Annotated in this window: 21 protein-coding genes; 6 read left to right on the top strand and 15 right to left on the bottom strand. The window is 66.3% G+C overall.

The genetic code is table 11. The features are described from left to right. Positions 1-23 precede the first annotated feature (23 nt). The 4 genes from ACQR07_RS35320 to ACQR07_RS35305 form a co-directional block, all read right to left on the bottom strand. Complete coding sequence (locus ACQR07_RS35320; RefSeq protein ID WP_434906656.1) at positions 24-1,316, bottom strand: adenylosuccinate synthase; 1,293 nt, start codon at positions 1,314-1,316, stop codon at positions 24-26. A 374-nt stretch (positions 1,317-1,690) separates the two neighbouring features. After that, positions 1,691-2,374: an ABC transporter ATP-binding protein gene (locus ACQR07_RS35315; RefSeq protein WP_434906655.1), complete on the bottom strand. Its 684-nt coding sequence runs from the start codon at positions 2,372-2,374 to the stop codon at positions 1,691-1,693. Beyond that, entirely contained in the window at positions 2,367-3,593 is a 1,227-nt protein-coding gene (locus tag ACQR07_RS35310; RefSeq protein ID WP_434906654.1) for an ABC transporter permease, read from the bottom strand. Before ACQR07_RS35310 ends, ACQR07_RS35315 begins: the two co-directional genes overlap by 8 nt. Then, entirely contained in the window at positions 3,590-4,855 is a 1,266-nt protein-coding gene (locus ACQR07_RS35305) for an efflux RND transporter periplasmic adaptor subunit (protein ID WP_434906667.1), read from the bottom strand. The genes ACQR07_RS35310 and ACQR07_RS35305 overlap by 4 nt, the downstream gene beginning before the upstream one ends. A 200-nt stretch (positions 4,856-5,055) precedes the next feature. Between ACQR07_RS35305 and mgtA the strand changes: the two genes are divergently transcribed. Both mgtA and ACQR07_RS35295 read left to right on the top strand, forming a co-directional pair. Further along, entirely contained in the window at positions 5,056-7,614 is a 2,559-nt protein-coding gene (gene mgtA, locus ACQR07_RS35300) for a magnesium-translocating P-type ATPase (protein WP_434906653.1), read from the top strand. Between the two features lie 147 nt (positions 7,615-7,761). After that, positions 7,762-8,691, top strand: a complete 930-nt coding sequence (locus tag ACQR07_RS35295; protein WP_434906652.1) for a DMT family transporter — start codon at positions 7,762-7,764, stop codon at positions 8,689-8,691. Positions 8,692-8,701: 10 nt separating this feature from the next. Here ACQR07_RS35295 and ACQR07_RS35290 read toward each other — a convergent pair whose 3' ends face one another. Then, positions 8,702-9,481 carry a sulfite exporter TauE/SafE family protein gene (locus ACQR07_RS35290; RefSeq protein WP_434906651.1) on the bottom strand — a complete coding sequence of 260 codons (780 nt, stop codon included), beginning with the start codon at positions 9,479-9,481 and terminating at the stop codon, positions 8,702-8,704. A 42-nt stretch (positions 9,482-9,523) separates the two neighbouring features. Next, positions 9,524-10,129: a TetR/AcrR family transcriptional regulator gene (locus tag ACQR07_RS35285; RefSeq protein WP_434906650.1), complete on the bottom strand. Its 606-nt coding sequence runs from the start codon at positions 10,127-10,129 to the stop codon at positions 9,524-9,526. A gap of 190 nt (positions 10,130-10,319) precedes the next feature. On the opposite strand from ACQR07_RS35285, the gene ACQR07_RS35280 reads away from it, so the two are divergent. Then, on the top strand, positions 10,320-11,249 hold the full coding sequence (locus ACQR07_RS35280; protein ID WP_434906649.1) for a DMT family transporter: 930 nt from the start codon (positions 10,320-10,322) through the stop codon (positions 11,247-11,249). Between the two features lie 60 nt (positions 11,250-11,309). Here ACQR07_RS35280 and ACQR07_RS35275 read toward each other — a convergent pair whose 3' ends face one another. Next, positions 11,310-12,995: a methyl-accepting chemotaxis protein gene (locus ACQR07_RS35275; RefSeq protein WP_434906648.1), complete on the bottom strand. Its 1,686-nt coding sequence runs from the start codon at positions 12,993-12,995 to the stop codon at positions 11,310-11,312. Positions 12,996-13,103: 108 nt separating this feature from the next. Further along, positions 13,104-14,948, bottom strand: a complete 1,845-nt coding sequence (gene ftsH, locus ACQR07_RS35270) for an ATP-dependent zinc metalloprotease FtsH (protein WP_434906647.1) — start codon at positions 14,946-14,948, stop codon at positions 13,104-13,106. A 192-nt stretch (positions 14,949-15,140) separates the two neighbouring features. Here ftsH and ACQR07_RS35265 point away from each other — a divergent pair, with 192 nt between their 5' ends. Then, entirely contained in the window at positions 15,141-16,532 is a 1,392-nt protein-coding gene (locus ACQR07_RS35265) for a M20/M25/M40 family metallo-hydrolase (protein WP_434906646.1), read from the top strand. A 54-nt stretch (positions 16,533-16,586) separates the two neighbouring features. Here the strand turns inward: ACQR07_RS35265 and ACQR07_RS35260 are convergent, their stop codons facing one another. The 5 genes from ACQR07_RS35260 to ACQR07_RS35240 form a co-directional block, all read right to left on the bottom strand. After that, the gene (locus tag ACQR07_RS35260; protein WP_434906666.1) at positions 16,587-18,251 is read right to left on the bottom strand and encodes a mucoidy inhibitor MuiA family protein; all 1,665 of its coding nucleotides are present in this window, start codon (positions 18,249-18,251) and stop codon (positions 16,587-16,589) included. A gap of 182 nt (positions 18,252-18,433) precedes the next feature. Then, positions 18,434-20,023, bottom strand: coding sequence for a phosphoglycerate dehydrogenase (serA, locus tag ACQR07_RS35255; protein ID WP_434906645.1), 1,590 nt, complete (start codon positions 20,021-20,023; stop codon positions 18,434-18,436). Positions 20,024-20,132: 109 nt separating this feature from the next. Then, positions 20,133-20,288 carry a hypothetical protein gene (locus tag ACQR07_RS35250; protein ID WP_434906644.1) on the bottom strand — a complete coding sequence of 52 codons (156 nt, stop codon included), beginning with the start codon at positions 20,286-20,288 and terminating at the stop codon, positions 20,133-20,135. A 29-nt stretch (positions 20,289-20,317) separates the two neighbouring features. Next, the gene (locus ACQR07_RS35245; protein ID WP_434906643.1) at positions 20,318-21,490 is read right to left on the bottom strand and encodes a phosphoserine transaminase; all 1,173 of its coding nucleotides are present in this window, start codon (positions 21,488-21,490) and stop codon (positions 20,318-20,320) included. Positions 21,491-21,631: 141 nt separating this feature from the next. After that, positions 21,632-21,922 (bottom strand): hypothetical protein, encoded by a 291-nt coding sequence (locus ACQR07_RS35240; RefSeq protein WP_434906642.1) that lies wholly within the window; start codon positions 21,920-21,922, stop codon positions 21,632-21,634. A gap of 113 nt (positions 21,923-22,035) precedes the next feature. Here ACQR07_RS35240 and ACQR07_RS35235 point away from each other — a divergent pair, with 113 nt between their 5' ends. After that, on the top strand, positions 22,036-23,016 hold the full coding sequence (locus ACQR07_RS35235) for an aldo/keto reductase (protein ID WP_434906641.1): 981 nt from the start codon (positions 22,036-22,038) through the stop codon (positions 23,014-23,016). After that, positions 23,016-23,867 carry an amidohydrolase family protein gene (locus ACQR07_RS35230; protein WP_434906640.1) on the top strand — a complete coding sequence of 284 codons (852 nt, stop codon included), beginning with the start codon at positions 23,016-23,018 and terminating at the stop codon, positions 23,865-23,867. Before ACQR07_RS35235 ends, ACQR07_RS35230 begins: the two co-directional genes overlap by 1 nt. A gap of 6 nt (positions 23,868-23,873) precedes the next feature. Here the strand turns inward: ACQR07_RS35230 and ACQR07_RS35225 are convergent, their stop codons facing one another. Then, positions 23,874-24,329: a GNAT family N-acetyltransferase gene (locus ACQR07_RS35225; protein ID WP_434906639.1), complete on the bottom strand. Its 456-nt coding sequence runs from the start codon at positions 24,327-24,329 to the stop codon at positions 23,874-23,876. A gap of 28 nt (positions 24,330-24,357) precedes the next feature. Further along, the gene (locus ACQR07_RS35220; RefSeq protein ID WP_434906638.1) at positions 24,358-25,191 is read right to left on the bottom strand and encodes an outer membrane protein; all 834 of its coding nucleotides are present in this window, start codon (positions 25,189-25,191) and stop codon (positions 24,358-24,360) included. Between the last annotated feature and the right edge of the window lie 159 nt (positions 25,192-25,350).

Here is a 25,350-nt window from a genome sequence, read left to right as displayed (position 1 = left end):
GCGCGCTTCGCTGTCGGATCCCGTCACGCCTCGAAGGGATTCTGGACCAGAATAGTATCCTCGCGTTCGGGGCTGGTGGAAAGCAGCGCAATCGGACAACCCACCAGTTCCTCGATGCGCCGGACGTATTTGATGGCCTGCGCCGGCAGATCGGCCCAGGAGCGGGCGTTCGCCGTCGGCTGCTTCCAACCTTCGATCGTCTCGTAGATCGGTTCAACCCGAGCCTGTGCGCCCTCGCCTGCCGGGAAATGATCGATCTCCTTGCCGTCCAGCCTGTAGCCGGTGCAGACCTCGATGGTGTCGAAACCATCGAGAATGTCCAGCTTCGTCAGGGCAAGACCGTTAATGCCGCAGGTCCGCACCGCCTGGCGAACCAGGACCGCATCGAACCAGCCGCAACGACGCGGCCGGCCGGTATTCGTTCCGAACTCACGACCACGCTCGCCGATCCTGCGGCCGGTCTCGTTGTCCTGCTCGGTGGGAAAAGGTCCCTGGCCGACCCGGGTCGTGTAGGCCTTGCACAGACCGAGTACGTAGCCGATCGCGCCCGGGCCGAGGCCGGCACCGGTCGCGGCCTGCGCCGCCACCGTGTTGGACGAGGTCACGTAGGGATAGGTGCCATGGTCGACGTCGAGCAGCGCGCCTTGCGCGCCTTCGAACAACAGGCGCTTGCCCTCGCGGCGCTTGATGTCGAGCAGCCGCCAGACCGTCTCGGTATAAGGCAGCAGCTTCGGCGCCAGCGCGGTCAGCTCGTTCAGAATGACGTTGCCGTCGATCGGCTCCAGGCCGAGCCCGCGACGCAAAGCGTTGTGATGGGCAAGCAGGCGATCGATCTTGTGCGGCAGCGTATCGAGATCGGCGAGATCCATCAGGCGAATGGCACGACGGCCGACCTTGTCCTCATAGGCAGGGCCGATGCCGCGACGGGTGGTGCCGATGGCGGTCGCAGCGCTGGCAGATTCGCGCAGCGCATCGAGCTCGCGATGCAGCGGCAGGATCAGGGTGACGTTCTCGGCGACCCGCAGATTATCGGGGCTGATGGTCAGGCCCTGCGCCTGGAGCTTGCCAACCTCTTCCAGAAAGGCCTGCGGATCGAATACGACGCCATTGCCGATCACCGACAGCTTGCCCGCGCGCAGCACGCCCGACGGCAGCAGCGCCAGCTTGTAGGTCGCGCCATTGATGACCAGCGTATGGCCGGCGTTATGACCGCCCTGGAAGCGCACGACGATGTCGGCCTGCTCCGACAGCCAATCGACGATCTTGCCCTTCCCCTCGTCACCCCATTGGGCGCCGACGACGACCACGTTAGCCATTCGCAGCTCTTTCCTCTGCCAAAATCCAAAACAGCACGATCGACTCGGATGAGATCGGTTCCGAAGAGGGGCCGGCCAGGCCAACCATGCGCCCAGCCGAAAAGGCGGCCGGAACCGCTCGCTTGCGAGGCGCCCCACCGGATAAAGGAAGCGGCCGGGCTAGGCAAGCAAGAACGGGCCCTCGGAGCACACAACAGCGCCACCAAGCCTTTGATAAGCCCCAAAATTTCATGCCGCCCCGGCTGCGGATCGGACTACCCGGCTCCGCGCTTCAGACGACGCGTTAATCCAGGCCATTGCATTGAGGACGCGAACGGCGGCGAATCTACGGTCGAAGCCACGGTCTCGCGGCCCGACGCGCCATCAGCAGCGGCTCAGGTCTGGATCCGACCATCGACAACCTCAATGATGCGGTCACAGCGTCGTGCCAGGTCGAGGTTGTGGGTGACGAGCAGGAAGCTGGTGCCGACGGTTCGATTGACCTCGCGCATCAGCTCGAACACGGCCTCGGCCGACTTTGTATCGAGATTACCGGTCGGCTCGTCCGCCAGCACCAGATCCGGATTCATAGCCAAGGCCCGGGCCACCGCAACACGCTGCTGCTGGCCACCCGACATGTTGCTCGCGAGATGACCGGCGAACTTCGACAGGCCGACCTGGTCGAGCAGCTTGCCGGCCTGTGCCTCGATCTCCGGGCTCGGGAAGCCGCGTTCGACCAGGAGCGGCATCATCACGTTCTCCTTGGCCGTGAAGGCGGAGATCAGGAGGTGCGACTGGAAGATGAAGCCGATGGTGTGGCCGCGCAGATGGGTCAACTCGGTGTCGGACAACGACGCCGTATCATGGCCCTTGATCGTCAGCCGGCCGGAGGTCGGACGGTCGAGCAGGCCGACGATGTTGAGCAGCGTGCTCTTGCCCGAGCCCGACGGGCCGATCAGCGCGACGAACTCGCCGCGATCGACCTCCAGATCGATGTCGTGCAGCACCTCCGTCTCGGTCGGCAGGCCGACATTGTAGGCCTTGCACACCTTCTCCAGCCGCAGGATTTCCTCAGCCACGGATCGCCACCACCGGATCGAGCTTGGCCGCGCGCAACGCCGGCGCGGTCGCGGCGAGGAGTCCCGTCACGGTCGCGAGCAAGGCCGTGATGACGAACAGGCGACGCTCGAGAATCAGCGGAAACAACTCCGAGCCATCGGCCTGGCGCTGCACCGCGTGCCAATAGATCAGCGCACCCGCGCCCAGCGCGGCGCCGAACAGCGAGCCGATGAAACCGAGCAGCCCGCCCTGCAGCAGGAACACGCGCAGGATCTGGCCACGCGAGGTGCCCATCGCCCTGAGGATGCCGATCTCCTTGGAGCGCTGGATCACCGACACGATCAGCACGGCCGCGATGCCGAACGCGACCGACATCGCGACGAACACGCGGATCAGCGTGTTGGAGGTCTCCTGCGCCCGCACTGCGGTGAAAAACTGCGCATTGGTCTTGATCCAGCTGTCTGCCTTGACGAGATTGGCGGCCTGGATCCGCTGCGCGATGTCCTCGGCCGCGTAGATATCCTGCACGGTGATGTCGATGGTGGTGACGCCGCCGATCATGCCGAGCAGCGACTGCGCGGTGCGCAGCGCGACATAGGCGGCACGCAGGTTGACGCCCTTATTGCCGAGGTCGACCAGCCCGGTGATGGTCAGCACGCGGTTGGCGCCGGAGGCGGCCTGGACGTTGAGCTTGTCACCCGCCACGGCGCCGAGGTCCTTCGCCAGCTCGATGCCGATGATGATGTCCTCGCTGGTCAACCGCGGCTCCCCTGCGACGGTGTAGTCCGGCACCCGCACGATCGTGAAATAGCTCTCCGGCTCGATGCCGGACAGCGTCACGGCGCGGCTGGCGTCGCCGCGAATAGCGAGCGCCGAGCCCGAGATGGTCGGCGACACTGCGGTGATCTCCGGCATCGCCAGCATCTGGGCGCGGATCTTCGGCCATTGGTCGATCGAGATCACGCGCTGGCTCGGCCGCTGCACGGTGGCGTCCTCGATCACGCCGTTGCCGTTGCGCAGCGGGCGCGCGACCTGATCCGGTGTCAGCAGCTGGATCTGCGGCTGCGAGGTCAGCACGCGCTTGATGAAGTTGGCCTCGAGACCCGCCAGCATGGCCGACATGAACACGATGACAGCGACGCCGATCGCGATGCCGCCGATGATGAACAGGGTCTGCAGCCGCCCTTCGCGCAGGAAGCGCACGGCCGCGATCCACTCGAACGGCAGCCAACGGTTCACAGCAGCACCGGACGGAAGCGCTGCCCGGTCACCAAGCCGGAGCTTGCGGGGATCGCGATGTCGCCGACGCTCAGTCCATCGACGATCTCGACATGGCTGTTGCCCCGGATGCCGGCGCGGACAGGCCGCTTGACCGCGCGGCCGTCCTTCTCGCCGAGCACCCAGGGCTGGCCGGAGGTGAGATCATGAACCGAGCGCACCGGCAGCTCCAGCGTGTCCTTGCGGGAGGCGACCTCGATGTCGACCGACACGGTCATGTCCTGGCGCAGATAGTCGGGCGGGTCCTTGATCGTCAGCTTGACCTGCACCGAGGCGCGCGAGAGATCGACACCCGGATTGATGTAGCTGAGAACGGCAGGGAAGCGCTTGTCGGGATAGGCGTCAGCCGAGGCCAACGCCGTCTGGCCCAACGACAGCTTGCCGAGGTTGCGCTCGTCGATCTGCAGCACGAGTTGGACGTCGCCCGATGGAGCCAGCACCAGCAGCGCCTTGCCGGGCTGCGCGACAGTGCCCTTCTCGACGTTGCGCGTGATCAGCACGCCGTCACGCGGCGCCGAAATCGTCGCGTAGCCGAGCCGCGACTGCGCGGTGTCGAGCGTGGCGCGCGCCTGGTTCAACTGCGTCTCGGCCATGACGTAGTCGCTGCCGCCGGGACTCGCGGTGAACACCTGGAATTCGGCGGCGCGCTTCTGCGCCAGGGCGATGTCGAGGGTCTTCTGGGCTTCATCGAGCGACGCTCGCGTCGCATAGCCGTTGCTGGTCAGTTGCGAGGTGCGGTCATAGGTCTGCTGCGCGTTGAGCAGGGTTGCCTGCGCCTGGCGCAGCGCCTCCTGGGCCGACGGCAAGGTCAGCTCGGCGAGTTGGCGCATCCGCGCCTCGGCCTGCGCCACCTGCCCTTGCGCCTGGACCACCGCGGCCTTCAGCTCCCGCGATTCCAGGGAGATCAGCGGTTGGCCCTTGGTCACGCGCTGGCCTTCCAGCACGAGGACCTCATCGACCGTGCCTGTGATCTGGCTGCCGATCTCGACGCGAAACGGCGTCTCGACATGACCGCTGGCGACCACGGTCTCGACCAGGTCGCCGCGCCGGACCTGATCGACGACGACCGCGGGACCGAGCAGGACGCGCGCGCTCTGCCAGCTACCGAGGCCGAGCAGCAGGATGACCGCGAGAATGAACCAGCGATGCGCCAGAAGCGCGGACCACACCTTCGGCAAGGATTTGCTGCTCTGACGCGGGAGGGCTGCGGCTTGATCGACCATGTCCGTCTTACAGATGGCGCCCGGCAGGCCGGGCGGGATGTCGTCCTCGTGACGTGCGACCGTCAGCCCCACGGCGCATTTTCCGCAACCTAGGCCGTCACCCCCTCAGGATGTTGCGCTAGGTCAACCGCGGCGCGATCGTTCATGCAAATCAGGCATGATGGCCATGAAACCTTGTCCACGAACATGAACGGGCGCACGTGACCGCTGACACCACCTCCGTCCTGCACAAGTTCTGGCGCCTCTCTCCCGCGCAATCCTGTGAAGCGCTGGGCTGCGACCTCAACGGCCTGGGCGAAACCGAGGCTACGCAACGGCTGCTGCGCTACGGCCGCAATGCCGATACGCCGTCTCACGTCGTTGGTCCCCTGCGCGCCGTGCTTCGCCGCTTGCTCGAGCCGCTGTCGCTCATCCTGTTGGTCGCGGGCATCATCTCGATGGCGACAGGAGACGCGATCGGCGGCGCGATCATCGTTCTCATTCTCACGCTGTCGATTGGACTCGACACCGTTCAGGAGGGACATGCCGTCAAGGCCGCCGAGGAGCTGCGGCGCTCCGTCGCCTTGAAGGCCGAGGTCAAACGCGATGGCGCCTATCGCGAGATCGACGTCGACATGGTCGTCCCTGGCGATGTCCTGCGCGTGCGCGCCGGCGACATCGTTCCGGCCGATGCGCTGATCCTCGAATCCAAGGCTTTCACCGCCGGCGAGGCCGCGCTCACGGGCGAGCCCTATCCAGTGACCAAGCAGGCCGGCGTCGCGAGCGATGACAACGACACCTCGAACGCGCTGTTCCGCGGCTCGGTCGCGCAGACCGGCGAGGCGGTCGCCCTCGTCGTCAACACCGGACCTAACACGATGTTCGGTGCGGCCGCCGCGGCGCTGGCGGAAGCACAGGCGCGCACGCCGTTCGAGCGCGACCTGCACGAATTCGGCCTCGTCATTGCGCGGCTCACACTCGCGCTGGTGCTGATCGTGCTCGCAGTCCGCGTCGTGTTCGGCCGCGACGTGCTCGACTCGCTGTTGTTCTCGGTGGCGCTCGCGGTCGGACTGACGCCCGAGCTGCTGCCGATGATCACGACGGTGACGCTGTCCCGCGGCGCGCTGCGCATGGCCAAGCGCAAGGTGATCGTGAAGCGGCTGGCGGCGATTCACGATCTCGGCGCGATGTCGGTGCTGTGCACCGACAAGACGGGGACGCTGACCTCGGCGGAGATCACACTCGCGCGCAGCATCGCACCCGACGGCAGCGACCATTCGCGCGCGGCGGAGCTCGGCGCCATTGCGGCCGCACTCGGCGGCGACCGCGGCTCGCTCGATACGGCGCTGATCGCGGGCGCCGATCATGCGGCGGCGGGTTGGACGCTAGGCGGCCAGCAGACCTTCGACTTCTCGCGCCGCCTCGGCTCTGTGCTGGCGGTGCGAGGAACGGATCAGATCCTGATCGTGAAGGGGGCGCCGGAGGCCGTCATCGAACTCTGCACTCGGCAACGTCATGCCGGCGGCGTCATCGCGCTCGACGATAGCGGCCGCGATGAGATGCGCGCGCGCGTTCACGCGCTGGCGCGCGAGGGGCTGCGCACCGTCGCGATCGCCTCAAAACCCTGGACCGGCGCTCCGCGCGAGATCGAGACTGACGACGAGCAGGAGCTGATCTTCGAGGGCCTGTGCGCGTTCGCCGATCCGCCCAAGCCAACCGCGGCCGCAGCGATCGCCCAGCTCGCGCGCGCCGGCATCGCGTTGAAGATCCTCTCCGGCGATGATCCAGTCGTCGTGAAACGCCTCGCCGGCCTGGTCGGGCTGAAGGCGGATCGCGTGCTGTCCGGCAGCGACATCGCCGAGCTCAGCGACGATGCACTGGCCGTGCAGGTGCGCTCGGCCGATGCGTTCGGCCGGCTCGCGCCGGATCAGAAGTCGCGCATCGTCAAGGCGCTGCAGGCCTCGGGCGAGGTCGTCGGCTTTCTCGGCGACGGCATCAATGATGCGCCGGCGCTCAAAGTGGCGGACATCGGCCTGTCCGTCGATGGCGCGACCGGCGTCGCGCAGGCGGCTGCCGACATGATCCTGCTCGCCTCCGACCTCGAAGTCGTCGCCGACGGTGTCGAGGAAGGGCGGCGCACCTTCGCCAATATCCTGAAATACGTGCGCATGGGCGCGAGCTCGAATTTCGGCAACATGCTGTCGATGGCGGTCGCCTCGATCATGCTGCCGTTCTTGCCGATGCTGCCGACGCAGATCCTGCTCAACAACCTGCTCTATGATCTGTCCGAGCTCGGCATCCCGTTCGATCGCGTGAGCCCACAGGCGACCGCGCGTCCGCAGCGCTGGGACATGAAGCGGCTGCTGCGCTTCGCGGCCATCATGGGTCCGTTGTCGTCGCTGTTCGATTTCCTCACCTTCGGCGTCCTGCTCTATCTGTTCCAGGCCAGCCCTGACGAGTTCCGCACAGCCTGGTTTCTGGAATCGATGGCGACACAGATTCTCGTGATCTTCATCATCCGCACCAATGGCCGGCCCTGGAGCAACCGGGCCGATCCGATGCTGACGGCGTCGTCGCTGACCGCGCTGTTCGTCGCGCTCGTCGTTCCCTTCACGCCGGCAGGCGCATGGTTCGGCTTCGTCGCGCCGCCGGTCACTCTGCTGGCCGCCATCGCCGCCCTTGTGGCCGCCTATCTGATCAGCGCGGAAGCGATGAAATCGCTCGCGCTGCGCTCCAGCCCTACGCGACGTCATCGGCGCCATCTTCATCACCCACGTTGATGACCGCCGCCGCTGCATGGTCGCGATGCATCTGCCCTCTTGATGGGCAGCTGCAATTGGTGTCTCTCGACGAGGCCGGGGAGGACCAGCGGCCGGGATTGACCGGGCCGGATGCCGCGGCGCACGAACCGGGGCCAACGCCGTCGCATGTCTGCCGCCGATCCCACAGCGTCCCCAGCGCCAACACGCGCCTGGATCGCCAACCAGCCCTATGTGCTGCTCAGCATCACGGCGCTGTGCTGGGCCGGCAATGCCGTCGTCGGCCGTCTCGCCGCCGGTCACATCCCGCCGGTGACCTTGTCGTTCCTGCGCTGGTCAATGGCCTTCCTGATCATCCTGCCGCTGGCCTGGAAGCAGCTTCGCCAGGACTGGCCGGCGATCCGCTCCAAGCTCGGCATCATGATCGCACTGTCGGTGACCGGCATCGGCGCGTTCAATACGCTGCAATACTGGTCGCTCGAATACACCCAGGCCCTCAATACGCTGCTGCTGCAATCCGGCGGGCCGCTGATCGTGGCGCTCTGGTCGATGGTGCTGCTGCGCGTGCACCTGACGCTGGCGCAAGCGATCGGCATCGTGCTGTCGCTCGCAGGCGTACTGCTGATCCTGACCCGCGGCCATCCGGCTGCGCTCGCCGAGATCAGCTTCAACAAGGGCGACCTGATCTTCCTGGTCGCCTTGGCGGTGTTCGGCTTCTACTCGGTGCTGTCCATCAAGCGGCCGCAGATCCATGGCCTGTCGATGGTCGCCTTCACTTTCGGCTGCGGCGCGGCGAGCCTGATTCCGCTGTTGATCTGGGAGCTCAACGCGCGCCCGGTGATGGCGTTCGACACCCAGAACCTGCTGTCGCTGCTCTACGTCGCGATCTTCCCGTCGACGATCGCCTATCTCTGCTTCAATCGCGGCGTGCTGCTGATCGGCGCCAACCGCGCCGCGCCGTTCTTCCACGTCGTGCCGGTGTTCGGCTCGATCATGGCCTTCGTCTTCCTCGGCGAGCAACCGCAGATCTTTCACGTCATCGGCTTCGCCCTGGTGCTGAGCGGCGTCTACGCCGCCTCGCGCAAGCAGGCGACGTGAGGCCAACAGCTCATCCAAGCGCCTTGAGCGTCATGCAGACGGCCATCAGCGACACGAAGCCGACCAGCAGGACGCGCAACCGTTCCGGCGGAACGCGGTTGGCCAGGCGTGCGCCGATGTCGGTACCGACCACGAGGCCTGCGATGACAGCGACGAGAACGGGCCAGGCCGGCATGGCGCCGTGCCGCCAGTAGACCCAGGCTGATGGAAGTGTCGTGGGCACCATCGTCAGCGCAAGGCTGATCATCTGGGCCCGGTGCTGCGCCATGCCGAGCACCGCGCTCAAGCCCACCACCGTGGCCAGCCCGCCGCCGATCCCGAGAAAGCCCGAGGACACGCCCGCCGCGCAGCCCACCGCCAGCAGCGCCGCTCGACCCGGCTCCGGCGCAGCTCCGCCTGCTTCGGCGGACTCCTTCGCCTGTCGCCGGCGCAGCAGCAACGCATCGAGCATCAAGAGGTACACCACGTAGGACCATTGCAGCACCGCTGCCGTCGCCCAGTTCGCCATCAGCGCGCCGGCGACGCCGCCGACCAGGAATCCCACGCCGAGCCAGAGCAGCGCCGCCGCGGTCACCCGGCTGCCGCTGTCCCAATAGCGCCTGATGCCGGCCGCGCTTGTCGGTGGGATCTGCGCGACCAGCGAGAGGCCTTGCGCGGCGTGCTGCTCGGCTCCGAGCAGCATGACCGCGAACACCACGAGCCCACCACCGGGCGTGACGCCGAGCAGCCCCGAGGTGAAGCCGCCGACCAATCCGGTGCCGAGACCGCCGATGAGTTCAATGACATCCATCGCGCCGACCCGCCCTGCGCTGTTGGAGACGATCGATGCACCTCATCGCCGCGGCGCCAGGCTCGACAGCAGCAGTTCGAAGCTCGCCATCGCCTCGGACGGCGAGAACGGCTCACCCCAGAGCCGCTGCAGCACGAAGCCCTGAAACATCGCGACCATCGTGCGGGCCATGCTGCGCGCATTGACGGCCCGGTCGATGAGACCGAGCCGCTGGCCGCGCTGCAGCAACTCGGCAATCAGCGCGACGGGCTTGCGAACGCCGTCGATCACCTGGCCGCGGATGGCGTCGTCCCGCAGCGCCTCGGCCCAGAGCTGCAGCGCGATGCGACGGCTGCGCAGGCCCTCGTCCTTCTGCATGTCAGCAAGCGACGCGCGCGCGATGGCGCGCAATGCGTCCAGCGGATCGGAGCTGTCGCGCGCTGCGGCGAGCAACGCCGCGTCGCGGGCATGGCGATGCTCGCCGATCGCCTGGATGAGCTGCTCCTTGCCGGCGAAATGACCGTAGATGCAGCCCGCGCTCAAACCGGATTGCGCGATCACGTCGGCGATCGTGGTCTGATGGAAACCCTGGCGCGCGAAGCAGATTTCAGCGGCCTGCAGGATCTCGTCACGGCGCGCCGCCATCGATTCAGGCTTGAGTTTCGGCATGCGCGGCTCCTGTCCGACGCCACAAACCGCGACCGTCGGTTCGATTGGCTAGCATCACCCCGTCACCATAAAAACGAATATTCGTTTTGTAAAGGCCCGTTCGCTTTTCGGCATAGCGCCATTCCGCCGGGCGCTCTTGTCGCGCCGGCGGTTTCCGGCACAAGGTTGGTCAACAAGAGAAGCCGATTCCTTGCCCACCCAACCACGTTCGACCTCGCCGCTGGCCTGGCTCAACAATCAGCCCTATCTGCTGCTCACCCTGGCGTCGCTGTTCTGGGCGGGCAACATCGTGTTGGCGCGCTATGTCGCAGGCCACGTTCCGCCGCTGACGCTGTCCTGCATTCGCTGGGTCGGGACCTTCCTGATGCTGTGGCCGTTCGCCCGCGCGCATCTGGCGCGTGACTGGCGGACGCTGCTGGCCAACTGGCCGCTGCTGCTGGTGCTCGCGCTGACCGGCTTTGCCATCAACAATGCGCTGTCCTATTGGGCGATGCAGTACACCCAGGCCCTCAATGGGCTGCTGATCCAATCCTCCGCCCCGCTGTTCGTGGCGCTCTGGTCGCTCGTCCTGTTCGGAGTGCGGCTCACCGCGGCGCAGTTCGCCGGCATTGCGATGTCGCTGATCGGCGTTCTGGTGATCCTGCTGCGCGGCGATCTCGGAGCTCTCGCCGCCATCCAGTTCAACCGCGGCGACCTGATGTTTGCCGGCGCGCTCATGGTGTTCGGGATCTACTCGGCCGTCATGACGCGGCGGCCTGCCGTTCACCAGCTGTCGCTGATCTCGTGCTGTACGGCGCTGGGCGCAGTGCTGCTGTTCCCGCTGGCGGTCTGGGAGTACGCGTCCGGCTTCGTGCTGCAGCCCGACCTGCTGTCGATCCTGACGCTCGGCTATGTCGTGGTGTTCGCATCCACGCTCGCCTACCTGTTCTTCAACCGCGGCATCGGGCTGATCGGACCGAACCGGGCCGCGCCGTTCCTGCATCTCGTGCCGTTGTTCGGCTCGGTGCTGGCGATCCTGCTGCTCGGTGAACAGCTGAAGCCGTTTCACCTGGCGGGCTACGCACTGGTCATCGCTGGCGTGGTCATCGCATCACGCACCGGCCGTACCAAGGTCGCCTGACCGCGACGGTCTCTGGCTGTCGCTTCGGCCTCGAGAGCAGATCCGATGTCGTCGCCTTGGCTACGCGGTTCGCACCTTGGCCATGAAGCCGTCGACCGCCTGCTGCAGCAGGCCGGACTGGCTATCGAGTTCGCGCGCGCTGGCCAGCACTTCCGAAGCCGCCATGCCGGTCGCTTCCGCCGCCTTGGTGACGCCGCCGATATGGGCGCTGATCTCATTGGAGCCGGCCGCCACCGACTGGATGTTGCGGGCGATCTCGCGCGTCGCGTCGCCCTGCTGCGTGATCGAGGTGGAGATCGAGTTCGTGATCTCGCTCATCTGCGCGATCGTCTGGGTGATGCCGCTGATCGCCGCAACCGCATCCTGGGTCGAGGTCTGCATCGCTGCGACCTGGGCCGAGATCTCCTCGGTCGCCTTCGCCGTCTGGTTGGCAAGCGCCTTGACCTCGGAGGCGACCACGGCAAACCCCTTGCCGGACTCGCCCGCCCGTGCGGCTTCGATGGTGGCGTTCAGCGCCAGCAGATTGGTCTGCGCCGCGATCGAGTGGATCAGCTTGACCACCTCGCCGATCTTTTCGGCCCCGGTCGAGAGCACCTGGACGGTGGCATTGGTGCGCTCGGCGTCGCCGACTGCCTTGCTCGCGATCTCGCTGGAGCGGGCGACCTGGCGGGAGATCTCGGTGACCGAGCTGGAGAGCTCCTCCGCAGCGGCCGCGACCGTGCCGACATTGTCGTTGGCGCTCTGGGTGGCGGCGCTGACGGTGGAGGCCCGCGAACTCGCATCGCTCGCCGTCGACGTCATCGATTCAGCGGTGTGCTGCATACCCTCGGCGGCCGACGCAACCGAGCGAACGATGCCGTTGACGCTGCGCTCGAAGTCGGCGGCGAGGTTCTGCATGGCCGCGCGGCGCTCCGCCTCGGCGCGCTGGTGAGTCGCGGCCTCCGCCTGCTCCAGCTGGCGCACACGCATCGCATTGTCCTTGAAGATCTGCACCGAAGCGGCCATCGCGCCAACCTCGTCACCGCGGCCAACGCCGGGAATCTCGCCATCGAGCTGGCCTTCGGCGAGCTCGCGCATACGGCTGCCGAGACGGTTGAGCGGCACGCTGATGCTGCGGCTGATCAGCCAGGCAATGCCGCCGGCGACGACCGCGATTCCCGCGCAGGCCAGCCACATCAACAGCTTCAACGGCTTCATCTTGGCATCGAGATCGTCGACATAGACGCCTGTGCCGACGAACGTATTCCAGCCGGGGATGGCTACCGCATAAGAGATCTTGCGGATCGGCTGCTCCTGGCCCGGCCGCAGATATTCATAGTGCAGGGTCACCTCGCCGTCCTTGGCGACGCCGTCGCGTAGCTCGACGACGAGCTTGCGGCCGTTGAGCTCGAAATCGATGACGTTCGAGCCGCGCAGCTTCGGGTCCTGGGACAACACGACGTTGCCCTCCATCGTGTAGGCGAACAGATAGCCCGAGCCCTTGTCGAAGGTCATCGTGCTGCCGCGCTTGACGAACTCGTCCAGCGCCGCCTCCTTCGTCAACTTGCCAGCCTCGACCTCCTTGATGAGGCCCATCGCCATGTTGCGCGCCGTCTCGACGATCGCCCGGCACTGCTCGATGCGGGCGTTGACCATCTCTCGATGCATCAGGTTGGCGGCGAACGTTCCGGCCGCAGCAAGACCCAGGAGCGCGACGCCGACCACGATCGCCAGCTTGGGAGCGATCTTCATGTTATTCAACAGCACGCGACGAACTCCTCGGCAAATGTCATCAATCGCCAGCGAAAAATCGTCGAACAATTCAACACGTGTTGGTTAGGGTTCCGTTGCGGAACTTGCCCGTAGAACCACGGGTCAGCCCGTCATCGCCGCCTCGCGGGAGGCGGCCGGCCGCAGCGGGGCAAACTCCTCGGCCGTCAGCGTCTCCTTGGCGATCAGCAGCGCAGCCCCGCGCTCGAGATCCGGGCGGTGGCGTTCGAGAATCGCGCGTGCCTGCTCATCGCCGTCGGCGATCAGCTGCCGCACGGCCAGGTCGATCTCGCGCCCGGTCTCCTCGGCCGCCGAGACGATCTGATCCTGCGGCTGCAGGAACGAAGCCTGCGGACGCGGCGCGTAGGTCCTCTGACCGACCGTCCCATCCATTCCGTATTTGGTGACCATCTCGATCGCGATCTCGGTCGCACGCTGCAGGTCGTCGGCTGCGCCGGTCGACACGTCGCCGTCGAAGATCAGTTGCTCCGACGCCCGCCCGCCCATCAGGACCGCGATGCGGTTCTTGAGCTCGCTGACGGCGAGCAGGAAGCGATCCTCGGTCGGACGCTGCATGGTGTAGCCGAGCGCGCCGACACCGCGGGGAATGATCGAGACCTTCTGCACCGGATCGACGCCGGTGAGATTGGCCGCGACCAGCGCGTGGCCCATCTCGTGATAGGCGACCCGGCGCCGCTCGGCGGCACTGAGCACACGGCTCTTCTTCTCGATACCGGCGACGATGCGCTCGATGGCCAAGGTGAAATCATCGAAAGTCACGTCGCTGCCGTTGCGGCGCGTCGCCGCGATCGCGGCCTCGTTGATGAGATTGGCGAGGTCGGCGCCGGTGAAGCCGGCCGTCAGCGCCGCGACCTTGTCGAGATCGACGCTCCCGGCCATCGTGATCCTGCGAACATGGACCTTCAGGATCGCGAGCCGGCCGCCCTTGTCGGGCCGGTCGACCAGCACCTGGCGATCGAAGCGGCCGGCGCGCAGCAGCGCCGGATCCAGGATCTCGGGCCGGTTGGTAGCGGCAAGCAGGATCACGCCGGCGCTCGGATCGAAGCCGTCGAGCTCGGCGAGCAGCTGATTGAGCGTCTGCTCCTTCTCGTCATAGCCGCCGAGCTGACCGCCGGCGGTACGGCTGCGGCCGAGCGCATCGAGCTCGTCGATGAAGATGATGCAGGGCGCGGCCTTGCGCGCCTGCTCGAACAGGTCGCGAACGCGGGCAGCGCCGACACCGACGAACATCTCGACGAACTCGGATCCCGAGATCGAGAAGAACGCAACCCCCGCTTCGCCGGCCACGGCCCGCGCCAGCAAGGTCTTGCCGGTGCCGGGCGGGCCGACCAGCAGGATGCCCTTCGGCACGTGCGCGCCGAGCCGGCCATAGCTCTTCGGATCCTTCAGGAACTGCACGACCTCCTGCAGCTCGAACTTCGCCTCGTCGACACCCGCGACGTCGGCAAAGGTCACCTTGGTGTCGGTCTCGACATAGACCTTGGCGCGCGACTTGCCGATCGACATCAGGCCGCCGAAGCCCTGCCGGTCCATGACCTTGCGGCCGAGAAACACCCAGATCAGGTAGAACATCAGCGCCGGCACGATCCAGGACAGCAAAGTCTGAATCGCGCCGCCGGAGGGGACGCCGGTCACGGTGACGCCCTTGGCCGCGAGCTTCTCGGCGAGCGGCGGATCGACCCGCGCCGTGATGAACGAGGTCTTGCCGTCGGCCTGCTTGTCCTTGAATTTGCCCTGGATCGTATCCTGGCTGACCGACACCTCGGCGATCTTCCCCTGCTCCACCAGTTGCTCGAACTGGCTATAGGGGATGGTCTCGACGGTGTTGTACGTGGTCAGCAGCCATTGCAGCAGCAGCATGCCGACGCCGGCAAGAAAGATGTAGCCGACGGCAATGGCCTGCTTGCGGACATTCGGATCGGATTCCATGTCGGCACACTCGGGTTGGCGTCCAGAGCTTGATTGCAGCCCCGGAACTGCACCAGCCTTAACAACCGGGCCTGTCCCCGCGCTTGTTCTGGATCAAGTCCGCCTCCCCGTCGCGGATGATCGATGCTTTGCTTTCGCCGTCATTTGCGTCACAACGGCCAACGTCTCCTCATTTCTTCGCAGGACGTTCTCATGACCGAGGTGCAGCCGCCGCCATCTGCCTCCGCCCAGCTGGAGGCGGTGTTCCGCCACATCGATGCGGAGAAAGAGCGCTTCCTGACCCGCGTGATGGACTACGTCCGGCATCCGTCCATCAGCGCGCACAATATTGGGATCGCCGAGGTCGCCGCACTTCTGGTCGACATGCTCAAGGGAATCGAGCTCGACGCGGAGACGCTGCCGACTGCCGGCCATCCGATGGTGCTCGGACGCTGGCAGAAGAAGCCGGGTGCGCCGACCGTGCTGCTCTACGGCCACTATGACGTTCAGCCGCCGGATCCGCTGGAGCTGTGGCTGAGCCCGCCGTTCGAGCCGACCATCCGCGACGGCCGCATCTATGCGCGCGGCATCGGCGACAACAAGGGCCAGCACTTCGCGCAGCTGATGGCGATCGAGTCCCACCTGAAGGTGCATGGCGAGCTGCCGTGCAACGTGATCTTCCTGCTCGAGGGCGAGGAGGAGATCGGCAGCCCGCGGATTGCCGATTTCGTCGCCGCCCACAAGGAGCGGCTCAAGGCCGATTTCGTCGTCACGGCCGACGGCCCGATGCATCCCTCGGGGCGGCCGACCATGACCTATGGCGTGCGCGGCATGTGCTCGTTCGAGCTGCGCGCCAGGCACGCCAGCCGTGACGTGCATTCGGGCAATCTCGGCGGCATCGTGCCGAACCCGATCTGGACGCTGGTGCATCTGCTGGCGACGATGAAGAATGCCGCCGGCGAGATCACGATCGACGGATTGCATGATGCGATCGTGCCGCCGAGCGAGCTGGACGTCGCCGCGGTGAAGCGCCTGCCGCTCGACCTCGACGCCGCCAAGACGAGCCTCGGTCTCAGCCGGCTCGATCAGCCGGCGGACCGTGGCTACTACGAACGGCTGATGTTTCACCCGACGCTGACCATCAACGGCCTGCATGGCGGCTATGGCGGCCCGGGCACCAAGACCGTGCTGCCGTGCGAGGCCGTCGCGAAATGCGACATCCGCCTGGTCGAGGCGATGACGCCCGCCGACGTGCTGGCCAAGGTCGAGGCCCATGTCAGGAAGCACGCGCCGGAGGTGGAGTTCATTCCCCACGGAGGCATGCTGCCGTCACGCGTGCCGATGGACTCGCCCTATGGCGCGATCATCCGCAGCGCCCTCGAGCTGGCGCAAGGCGTCTCGCCGTTCGAGATTCCCTGCACTGGCGGCAGCCTGCCGGACTACGTGTTCACCAAGATCCTGGGCGTGCCCGCCTTCGTCGTGCCCTATGCCAACGCCGACGAAGCCAACCATGCGCCGAACGAGAACATGACGATCGACTGCTTCTACAACGGCATCCGCACCGGAGCGGCCCTGCTCGACCGCGTCGGCGCCGGCCGTCGATGAACTCATGCGGAGGCGGGAACGAGCCCCGCCCCCGTAATCAGCAAGGTCCGGCACCTAGCCGGACGGCTGCATCACGATGGACTTGTCCTTGGGCCAGCGGACGCGCCACGCGAACGAGACCTCCTTGGTCTCGTTCGGCTTGGCGTCGAGCAGCCATTCGGTGACGCCGCGCCGGTCGCGCACATTGGTCGCGGTCGGCGGCGTGGTCGACGGCAGCATCTCGACGGTGATGTCCTCGTTCTCGCTGACCGGCAGCTGATCCTGGATCGCCACCTTGACCGGGAAGTCATGGGCGTTACGCACCGTCGTCTTGAAGGCACGCTCGTCGATCTTCGCCGTCGTCACGATCAGTCCCGCCGAGCCCTCGTTGCGCTTGACCACGCTGCGCTCGACCTTGACCTTGTCGTCGGCTCCGAAGCCGAGGCGAACGGTCTCGACCTTGCCGGAGGAAGCCAGCTTCGACGTGCCGACGAACATGCCATCGCGATAGATCGCGACCTTGCCGGGCAGCAGCGGCGCGTCCTCGCTCTGCGTGAAGCTCGCCTCGAGATAGGCGGTGGGGTCTGCCACCGGCGCCGAACGAATGATGAGCTCCGGCATGATCATTGCCGTCGAGATGCGCAGGCTCTTGGCGCCATCATGGGTGCCGAGGCTGACACGGCCGGGAAGGCGGAACGCGGTCTGGAAGGCGCTGATCTCGACAGCGGTCTCGCGTTCTTCTGCTCGCTTCGCCATCTCGGGAGCTGCGGCGCTCGGGGCGAGCGCTTCCACGCTGCGCTGCCTCGGTGCCTTGTCGGCCAGCGTCCCGAGCTGGGCCATGGGCGGAGCCGGCGGCGATGGATATTGCGCAATCACCGTCCTCAACTCCGGGGCGCTGCCGCCGCGCCCGGTCCTGACAGTTGAGACCGAGAGCGCCACATCCGACCAGTCCTCGCCGGTGCTCTGCTGAACCTCGGCACGGCGCACCAGTTCCAGCGCGGGCTTGCGGTCCTTCGCCGACGTATCGAGGCGCGCGTCGTAGAGCGGCACCCAGCGCGCGTTGCGCACGGCGTAGGTCACGCGGAGGGTCGCCTTCGTCGCAGCCGCAGCCGACAGCTCGATCTGGACCTCTAGCTTGCTCGGAGGCTTCGCGGCGCGATCGGCCTGCAGCCGCGCGATCTCGCGATCGATGTCGCGCTGCTTGCGCTCGGCGTCGCGAATGGCCCCGTCGGCCTGACCGACCTCCTCCGCAACGGCCGCGAAGGCAGTGCGCCATTCCGCGATCGGACGCGCTTCGCCCTTCTCGCCGAGACCGGCGGGAGAGGCCTCGGCAAAACGCTCGGCGAATTTCTTGCGCGCGAGCGCGGCGGCGATGGCGCCGTCGAGATTGGCGCGCTCGTCCTTCAACGCCTCGATGCGCTTGTCGATATCGGGCAGATTGACGGGCGGCGCCGCACGGGGAGGCTTGACATCCACGGTGCCGATCACGAGCTTCGTCCCGGCCTCGCCCTCGACACGCAGCGAAGCAATATCGAGGCCGAGCGGAAAGTCCTTGGCAAAGGCGGTGCTGTCACCGGCGGGAACATCGAGCGTGATCGCCCGCGTCACCGTCGCGCCATCCGGATAGACCGTCACGGCGTCGACCGTGGACGTTGCATCGAGGTTTGCAGCATGGCCGGGCGACGCCGTCAGCGCAGCACCCAGCACGAGACCCGTGGCAAGCAGGCCCTTGTTTCGCATGGTCATCACTTTCTCCGCAGCCCAACGCCCGCGGGACCGGGGCAGCCGGTCCTTCATCGGGCGTTAGACGCAGCGAAAGAAAGCCGGGTTCAATCGAGAGAAGTCTCCCCGTACCCGTTCAGAATCAAAAACGGCGGCAGGCCAGAGGCCGTGCCGCCGTTTCAAGTCATCCAATCAGGCGATCAGAACGCCAGCGCCTTGGCCTGCTTGACCTGCGGCAGCGCCTGGATCTTCGCCAGCAGCTCCGCCGGCACCGCGCCGTCGATTTCGACCAGCGCGATGGCGTCGCCGCCGGCGGCGACGCGGCCGAGGTGGAAGGTCGCGATGTTGATCTTTGCGTCGCCGAGCAGGCTCGCGAACTTGCCGATGAAGCCCGGCTTGTCCTCGTTGGTGACGTAGATCATCGCCGAGCCGAACTCGGCGTCGACACGAATGCCCTTGATGTCGACGAGGCGCGGCTTGCCGTCGGCATAGACCGTGCCCGACACCGCGCGCTCCTGGTGCTCGGTGGTGACCGACACCGTGATCAGGCTCTCATAGTCGCTCTCGCCGGCACGCAGCACCTCGTCGACGATCATGCCGCGCTCCTTGGCAATGACCGGCGCCGACACGACGTTGACCTCGCCCAGCATCGGCCTGAGCAGGCCGGCCAGCACCGCCGACGTGAGCGCCCGCGTCTTCATCTCCGCGACGTGGCCTTCGTAGGTGATCTGGATTTTGGTGATGCTGCTCTCGGTGAGCTGGCCCGCGAACGAGCCGAGCTTCTCGGCGAGCGCGATGAACGGCTTCAGCTTCGGCGCTTCCTCGGCGGTGATCGACGGGAAGTTGATCGCGTTGGAGATCGCGCCGGTCAGGAGATAGTCCGACATCTGCTCGGCGATCTGCAGCGCGACGTTTTCCTGCGCCTCGGTGGTGGACGCGCCGAGATGCGGCGTGCAGATCACGTTGGGGTGGCCGAACAGCGCATTGCTGGTCGCCGGCTCCTCGGCGAACACGTCGAGCGCCGCACCTGCGACATGCTTGCTGTCGAGCGCCGCGAGCAGCGCCTGCTCGTCGACGAGGCCGCCGCGCGCGCAGTTGATGAGACGCACGCCCTTCTTCATCTTGGCGAACGCCGCGGCGTCGATGATGTTGCGGGTCTTGTCGGTCAGCGGCGTATGCAGCGTGATGAAATCGGCGCGCTTCAGCAGCTCGTCGAGCTCGACCTTCTCGACGCCGAGATCGAGCGCGCGCTCCTCGGTGAGGAACGGGTCGAAGCCGATCACCTTCATGCGCAGGCCCTGCGCACGGTCGCAGACGATCGAGCCGATGTTGCCGCAGCCGATCACGCCCAGCGTCTTGCCGGTGATCTCGACGCCCATGAAGCGGTTCTTCTCCCACTTGCCGGCCTGGGTCGAGGCATCGGCCTGCGGGATCTCGCGCGCCAGCGACAGCATCAGCGTGATGGCATGCTCGGCGGTGGTGATCGAGTTGCCGAACGGCGTGTTCATGACGATGACGCCCTTGGCGGTCGCCGCGGGGATCTCGACATTGTCGACGCCGATGCCGGCGCGGCCGATCACCTTGAGCCGCTTGGCGCGCTCGATGATCTTGGCCGTGGCCTTGGTCGCGGAGCGGATCGCGAGGCCGTCATAGTCGCCGATGATGTCGGCGAGCTTGTCCTTGTCCTTGCCCAGATTGGGCTGGAAGTCGACCTCGACGCCGCGATCCTTGAAGATCTGCACGGCAGCCGGCGACAGTGCATCGGAGATGAGAACTCTGGGTTTGGTCATGGCGATGTTTCCTTCACGGCCTCCTCGACAGAGGCGCGGCGCACGGCGCCGAAATAAGGTGAAAGCTCGTAGGGTGGGCAAAGCGAAGCGTGCCCACCGCTCTCTCGCGTCAGGTCAGGTAGATGGTGGGCACGGCGCTGCGCGCCTTTGCCCACCCTACGCTGCTCATTTTCGTCATTGCGAGGAGCGAAGCGACGAAGCAATCCAGACTTTCTTCGTGGCCCTGGATTGCTTCCGCCTTCGCCCGTTGGGCTTCGGCGGACACGTCGCTGCGCTCGCAATGACGCAAGTGCCTCAGGCCACCTTCGGCAGCGCGGCCTTGGCCTCGGTGAACGCCCAGTCGATCCACTGCGTCAGCAGCGCAACGTCGCTGGCCTCCACGGTCGCGCCGCACCAGATCCGCAGGCCCGCCGGCGCATCGCGATAATGCGCGAAGTCGAAGCCGGCGTTCTCCTTCTCGACCAGCGACACCAGCTTCTTGGCAAACTCCGCCTGCGCATCGGCCGACAGCGCGGTGATCGCGGGATCGACCACTTTCAGGCACACCGACGTGTTGGAGCGGATCGCGGGATCCTGCGCGAGGAAGTCGATCCAGGGCGTACGCGCCTTCCAGTCCGCCAGCACCTTGGTGTTGGCGTCGGCACGAGCGATCAGCGCCTTCAGGCCGCCGATCGACTTGCCCCAGTTGAGCGCGTCCAGATAGTCCTCGACGCACAGCATCGACGGCGTGTTGATGGTCTCGCCTTCGAAGATGCCGGCATTGAGCTTGCCGCCCTTGGTGAGGCGGAAGATCTTCGGCAGCGGCCACGCCGGCTTGTAGGTTTCGAGGCGCTCTACCGCACGCGGCGACAGGATCAGCATGCCATGCGCGGCCTCGCCGCCGAGCGCCTTCTGCCAGGAGAAGGTGACGACGTCGAGCTTCGGCCAGTCGAGCGGTTGCGCGAACGCGGCCGAGGTCGCGTCGCAGATCGTGAGGCCTTCACGGCTCGCGCTGATCCAGTCGGCATTCGGCACGCGCACGCCCGAGGTGGTGCCGTTCCAGGTGAAGACGATGTCGCTGGCCGGATCGACCTTCGAGAGATCCGGGATCTCGCCATAGCCGGCATGCAGCTTGGTGACGTCCTTGAGCTTGAGTTCCTTGACGATGTCGCTGACCCAGCCCTCGCCGAACGATTCCCAGGCGATCGTGGTGACGGGTCGCGCACCGAGCAGCGACCACAGCGCCATCTCGACGGCACCGGTGTCCGACGCCGGCACGATGCCGATCTTGTAGTCGGCGGGCACTTCGAGCACGTCGCGCGTCAGCTCGATCGCCTGCTTGAGCTTGGCTTTGCCGACCTTCGCGCGATGCGAGCGGCCGAGGGGAGCGTCCTTGAGATTTTCGGAGGTCCATCCGGGGCGCTTGGCGCAGGGGCCGGAGGAGAAATGCGGCACGGCAGGCCGCTGCGAGGGCTTCGCTGCAGTCATCGTCTATCCTTCCAGATAGTAAGCCTCCCGTTGGGGGGAGGTGTCCCGCCGGCGTGATTAAGGGAACGGTCGTTCCTCGTCAAGGAACTTCGCGCGCGCTGATATCCCCGCTCACGCAGACGTGCTGGCATACAAGCAGCACTATTCCGGCGGCGATCCCACCGGCGCTTGGCCGGCGGGCGGACGGTGCAGGAACGTCATCGACGCGTAGGCGCCGATCCATGAGCCCACCGCCGCGAATGCGACGTAGATCCAGTTCTCGGTATAGCTGATGACGGCGAAGGACGAGAGCATGTACCAGATCGAGCTCCACGTCGCGGCCGACAACCGGCGCCGCGCGACCACCGCCGAGGTGAACATCACATAGACGGCGTCCGTCGCCGCAGTCGCCACCACGACGCCCAGCGCCGTCAGCGGATTGATCTCAGACATCGCCCCTCCAATTCCGTTCTCGTTGTGGCGCACCATGCGAGGTCATTGTCTGGCCGCATGCATCCATGCACAATGAGGTCATCCAAACGCGCCGAACAACAAGGATCAGAACAATGGAACGCGTCCGTCTGGGGAGGACCTCGCTCGACGTCACCCGGCTTGGCCTGGGCACAGCGCCGCTCGGCGGCCTGTTCGAGCCGGTGAGCGATCAAGATGCCGAGGCCACGATCGCGGCCGCTTGGTCAAACGGGGTGCGATTTTTCGACACCGCCCCCTTCTATGGCTTCGGCCTGGCCGAGCAGCGGCTCGGCGCATTTCTGCGCCAGCAGCCGCGCGACAGCTATGTGCTCTCGACCAAGGTCGGACGCCTACTGCGGCCTGAACCGAATCCAGCGGAAGACCCGCAATTCAAGGGCGTCCCACCGGTGCGGGCGTATTTCGACTATTCCTACGACGGCGTCATGCGTTCGGTCGAGGAGAGCCTGACCCGCCTCGGCTTCGATCGCATCGACATCCTGCTGGTGCACGATCCCGACGACCACTACGACGACGCCGTCGCCGGCGCGTTCCGCGCGCTGCAGCGGCTGCGGGACGACGGCAGCATCAAGGCGATCGGGGCCGGCATGAACCAGTCGGAGATGCTGGCGCGCTTCGCGGAAGCCGTTTCAGTCGATTGCTTCCTTCTGGCCGGCCGCTACACGCTGCTCGACCAGGGATCGCTGAACACGCTGCTTTCGTTGTGCCAGAGGCAGAGCATCGCCATCCTGCTCGGCGGCATCTACAACAGCGGCATTCTGGCGGATCCATTCGGGCAGGCGAAGTTCAACTACGAGGACGCCAATGCCGACCTCGTCGCCCGCGCACGCCAGCTCGATGCATTGTGCAAACAGCACGGCACCGAGCTCAAGGCCGCCGCGATCCAGTTCTGCCTCGCTCATCCCGCCATCACCGTCGGCCTGCAGGGCGCGCGAACCGCGCAGGAGGCGGCCGACAACATCGCGATGGCGCAGGCGCCGGTTCCGGCAGCGTTCTGGCGCGCGCTGCGCGACAGCAACCTGGTCGATGCGCGGGCGCCGCTGCCCGGAGGCGCCTGATGAGCCGCCGCATCGATGCGCATCAGCATTTCTGGGACCCCGCTCGCGCAGACTATCCGTGGATGGCCGGCGACGCGCTGGCGCCGATCCGGCGGCCGTTCGGCCCCGCCGATCTCGCGCCGCTGCTCGCGGACCACGCGCTCGATGTCAGCATCCTGGTGCAGACCAGATCGTCGCTCGACGAGACCGAGGAGTTCCTGCGCATCGCGCATGAGACGCCGTTCGTCGCGGGCGTCGTCGGCTGGGTCGACCTGACCGATCCATCGCTGGGAGCAACGATTGACCGGCTGCGCAGCCTGCCCGGCGGCGACAGGCTGATCGGAATCCGCCATCAGGTTCACGACGAGGCCGATCCTGATTGGCTGTCGCGCAGCGACGTGCGGCGTGGCCTCGAAGCCGTGTTCGCGCACGATCTGACCTACGATCTCCTGGTGCGCACACGCGAGCTGCCGTCGTCGATCGCCACCGTGCGCGCGTTCCCGACAGCGCGCTTCGTGCTCGACCACGCCGCCAAGCCCCCGATCGCAACCGGCTTCGATCAGGCCTGGGCCGATCGCATCGCTGAACTGGCAACCGCCGGCAAGGTCTGGTGCAAGGTCTCGGGGCTCGCCACGGAAGCTGACTGGACCGCCTGGGATGCCGAGCGGCTGCAACCCTATGTGATGCATGTCGCGCGCTGCTTTGGCCCGGACCGGCTGATCTTCGGCTCGGACTGGCCGGTCTGCCTGCTCGCCGGCAGCTATCACGAGATCAAACAGGCGCTCGACTCGTGCCTGACGCAACTCGGCCCCGACATCCGCAACAAGGCCTTCGGCCCGAATGCCATGGCGGCCTACCGGCTGCCGACGTAGCCAACGTCAGAACCGCATCACCATGCCGAAATGGCTCTTGGCAAAGCCGAGCCGCTCGTAGAAGCGTTGCGCGTCGGTGCGGCTCTGGTGCGTCATCAGCTCGATCAGATTGCAGCGCCGGCTTCGTGCCTCACCGATCGCCCATTGCAGCAGTAGCTCGCCGATGCCGCGGCTGCGGCGGTCGGTGGCGACACGGACATCCTCGACCAGCGCCCGTGATGCGCCTTGCGAACTGAGGCCGGGCAGGATGCACAATTGCAGGCAGCCGACCACCCTGCCCGCCTCCTCGGCCACCACCACGGTGATGTTCAAATCGCGCGAGATCGCTTCGAAGGCCGCGAAGTAGGATTCCGGCAGCGGATCCTCGAGGCGCTCGCGGGCTCGCCCGAGATGATCATCGGCGAGCATCGCGACGATGGCGCCGACATCCTCACGCCGCGCTGGCCGGATGGTGATCGACATTTTGTCCGACCCGTTCGGGACAGCCGGATCAGAACTTGTAGCCGACGCCGGCGCGCACCGTGTTGATATTGGTTTCGACGGTCGAGGTGAAGCGGACGTATTCGTATTCCGCACGCGCAAACAGGCCGCCGACCAGATTGACGTCGACGCCGAGGCCGGCACTGTAGCCGTAGATCAGGCGATTGTGGTTCAGATTGTTGGCGTTGAACGTACTGACGACCGTAAAGGGGCCGGCAGCCGCCGCCCCCGTCGAATCCTGAACGGTCGCAGTCTGACCGATGTTGGCATTCCCGATGGCCACGCCGAAGTGGGCATATGGCAGGAACGCGCCCATCACATAACCGGCGCGACCGCGTATCGTCGCCATGTCAGTGATGGACATCTGCGTCGTCTGCGTCACCGTGACACGATGAAACAAGGTGTCCGACAACGCAGCAGCTGAAACGAACGCCCTGGCCGCCGAAGGCTGGATCCCGAAGGGTCCGTGCATGTAGTTCGCTTCAACGCCCAGAACGACGTCGTCCCATTGCGAGTTGTAGCCGGCAAAGGCGCCCCAGCTCGAGGATCGGGAAGTTTGACTGCCGAAACCAGGCGACCAGTTCCAGGTGGACGAGGGCATCTCGGCCCCGATCACCGTCCCCTGAACCGCGCCGCTGGCAAGGCCCGCATTGGTGTTGCTGAAATGCTGGTCGGTCGAGCCGTAGCCGCCCTGGATACCCGCGTAGTAGCCGTCCCAGTTGACCCGTGAGTTGTTGAGACCTTCGGTCAGGCCGCCCCTCAGGATCGGCAGATCGGGCAAGTCGGCAGCCTGAGCAGCCGAGACCATGCCGAATACCGAAATCCCCACCATCAGGCTACGCATCGCAACGCTCCAAATTCCACTTGAACTCTCAGGCGTGATCATCGCGCGTTAACCTTAATCATCCGTTGCCGGAACACTGTCCGCGGTAATTCTTTCATCGCCGTACGGCTCGACTCGCGGCTCAAAAAGCAAACGGCGCGGGAGGCCCGCGCCGTCGCA

Source organism: Bradyrhizobium sp. HKCCYLS20291 (assembly GCF_051167715.1).
In the GTDB taxonomy this organism is placed as follows: Bacteria; Pseudomonadota; Alphaproteobacteria; order Rhizobiales; family Xanthobacteraceae; genus Bradyrhizobium.
Note: the sequence above shows the minus strand (reverse complement) of the source record. Positions and strands in the feature narration are given on the sequence as shown.

Excerpts from the sequence above, each read along its gene's own strand:
- ACQR07_RS35320 (WP_434906656.1), bottom strand. The coding sequence starts at position 1,316 with ATGGCTAACGTGGTCGTCGTCGGCGCCCAATGGGGTGACGAGGGGAAG.
- ACQR07_RS35305 (WP_434906667.1), bottom strand. The coding sequence starts at position 4,855 with ATGGTCGATCAAGCCGCAGCCCTCCCGCGTCAGAGCAGCAAATCCTTG.
- ACQR07_RS35295 (WP_434906652.1), top strand. The coding sequence starts at position 7,762 with ATGTCTGCCGCCGATCCCACAGCGTCCCCAGCGCCAACACGCGCCTGG.
- ACQR07_RS35290 (WP_434906651.1), bottom strand. The coding sequence starts at position 9,481 with ATGGATGTCATTGAACTCATCGGCGGTCTCGGCACCGGATTGGTCGGC.
- ACQR07_RS35285 (WP_434906650.1), bottom strand. The coding sequence starts at position 10,129 with ATGCCGAAACTCAAGCCTGAATCGATGGCGGCGCGCCGTGACGAGATC.
- ftsH (WP_434906647.1), bottom strand. The coding sequence starts at position 14,948 with ATGGAATCCGATCCGAATGTCCGCAAGCAGGCCATTGCCGTCGGCTAC.
- ACQR07_RS35265 (WP_434906646.1), top strand. The coding sequence starts at position 15,141 with ATGACCGAGGTGCAGCCGCCGCCATCTGCCTCCGCCCAGCTGGAGGCG.
- ACQR07_RS35260 (WP_434906666.1), bottom strand. The coding sequence starts at position 18,251 with ATGCGAAACAAGGGCCTGCTTGCCACGGGTCTCGTGCTGGGTGCTGCG.
- serA (WP_434906645.1), bottom strand. The coding sequence starts at position 20,023 with ATGACCAAACCCAGAGTTCTCATCTCCGATGCACTGTCGCCGGCTGCC.
- ACQR07_RS35245 (WP_434906643.1), bottom strand. The coding sequence starts at position 21,490 with ATGACTGCAGCGAAGCCCTCGCAGCGGCCTGCCGTGCCGCATTTCTCC.
- ACQR07_RS35240 (WP_434906642.1), bottom strand. The coding sequence starts at position 21,922 with ATGTCTGAGATCAATCCGCTGACGGCGCTGGGCGTCGTGGTGGCGACT.
- ACQR07_RS35235 (WP_434906641.1), top strand. The coding sequence starts at position 22,036 with ATGGAACGCGTCCGTCTGGGGAGGACCTCGCTCGACGTCACCCGGCTT.
- ACQR07_RS35230 (WP_434906640.1), top strand. The coding sequence starts at position 23,016 with ATGAGCCGCCGCATCGATGCGCATCAGCATTTCTGGGACCCCGCTCGC.
- ACQR07_RS35225 (WP_434906639.1), bottom strand. The coding sequence starts at position 24,329 with ATGTCGATCACCATCCGGCCAGCGCGGCGTGAGGATGTCGGCGCCATC.
- ACQR07_RS35220 (WP_434906638.1), bottom strand. The coding sequence starts at position 25,191 with ATGCGTAGCCTGATGGTGGGGATTTCGGTATTCGGCATGGTCTCGGCT.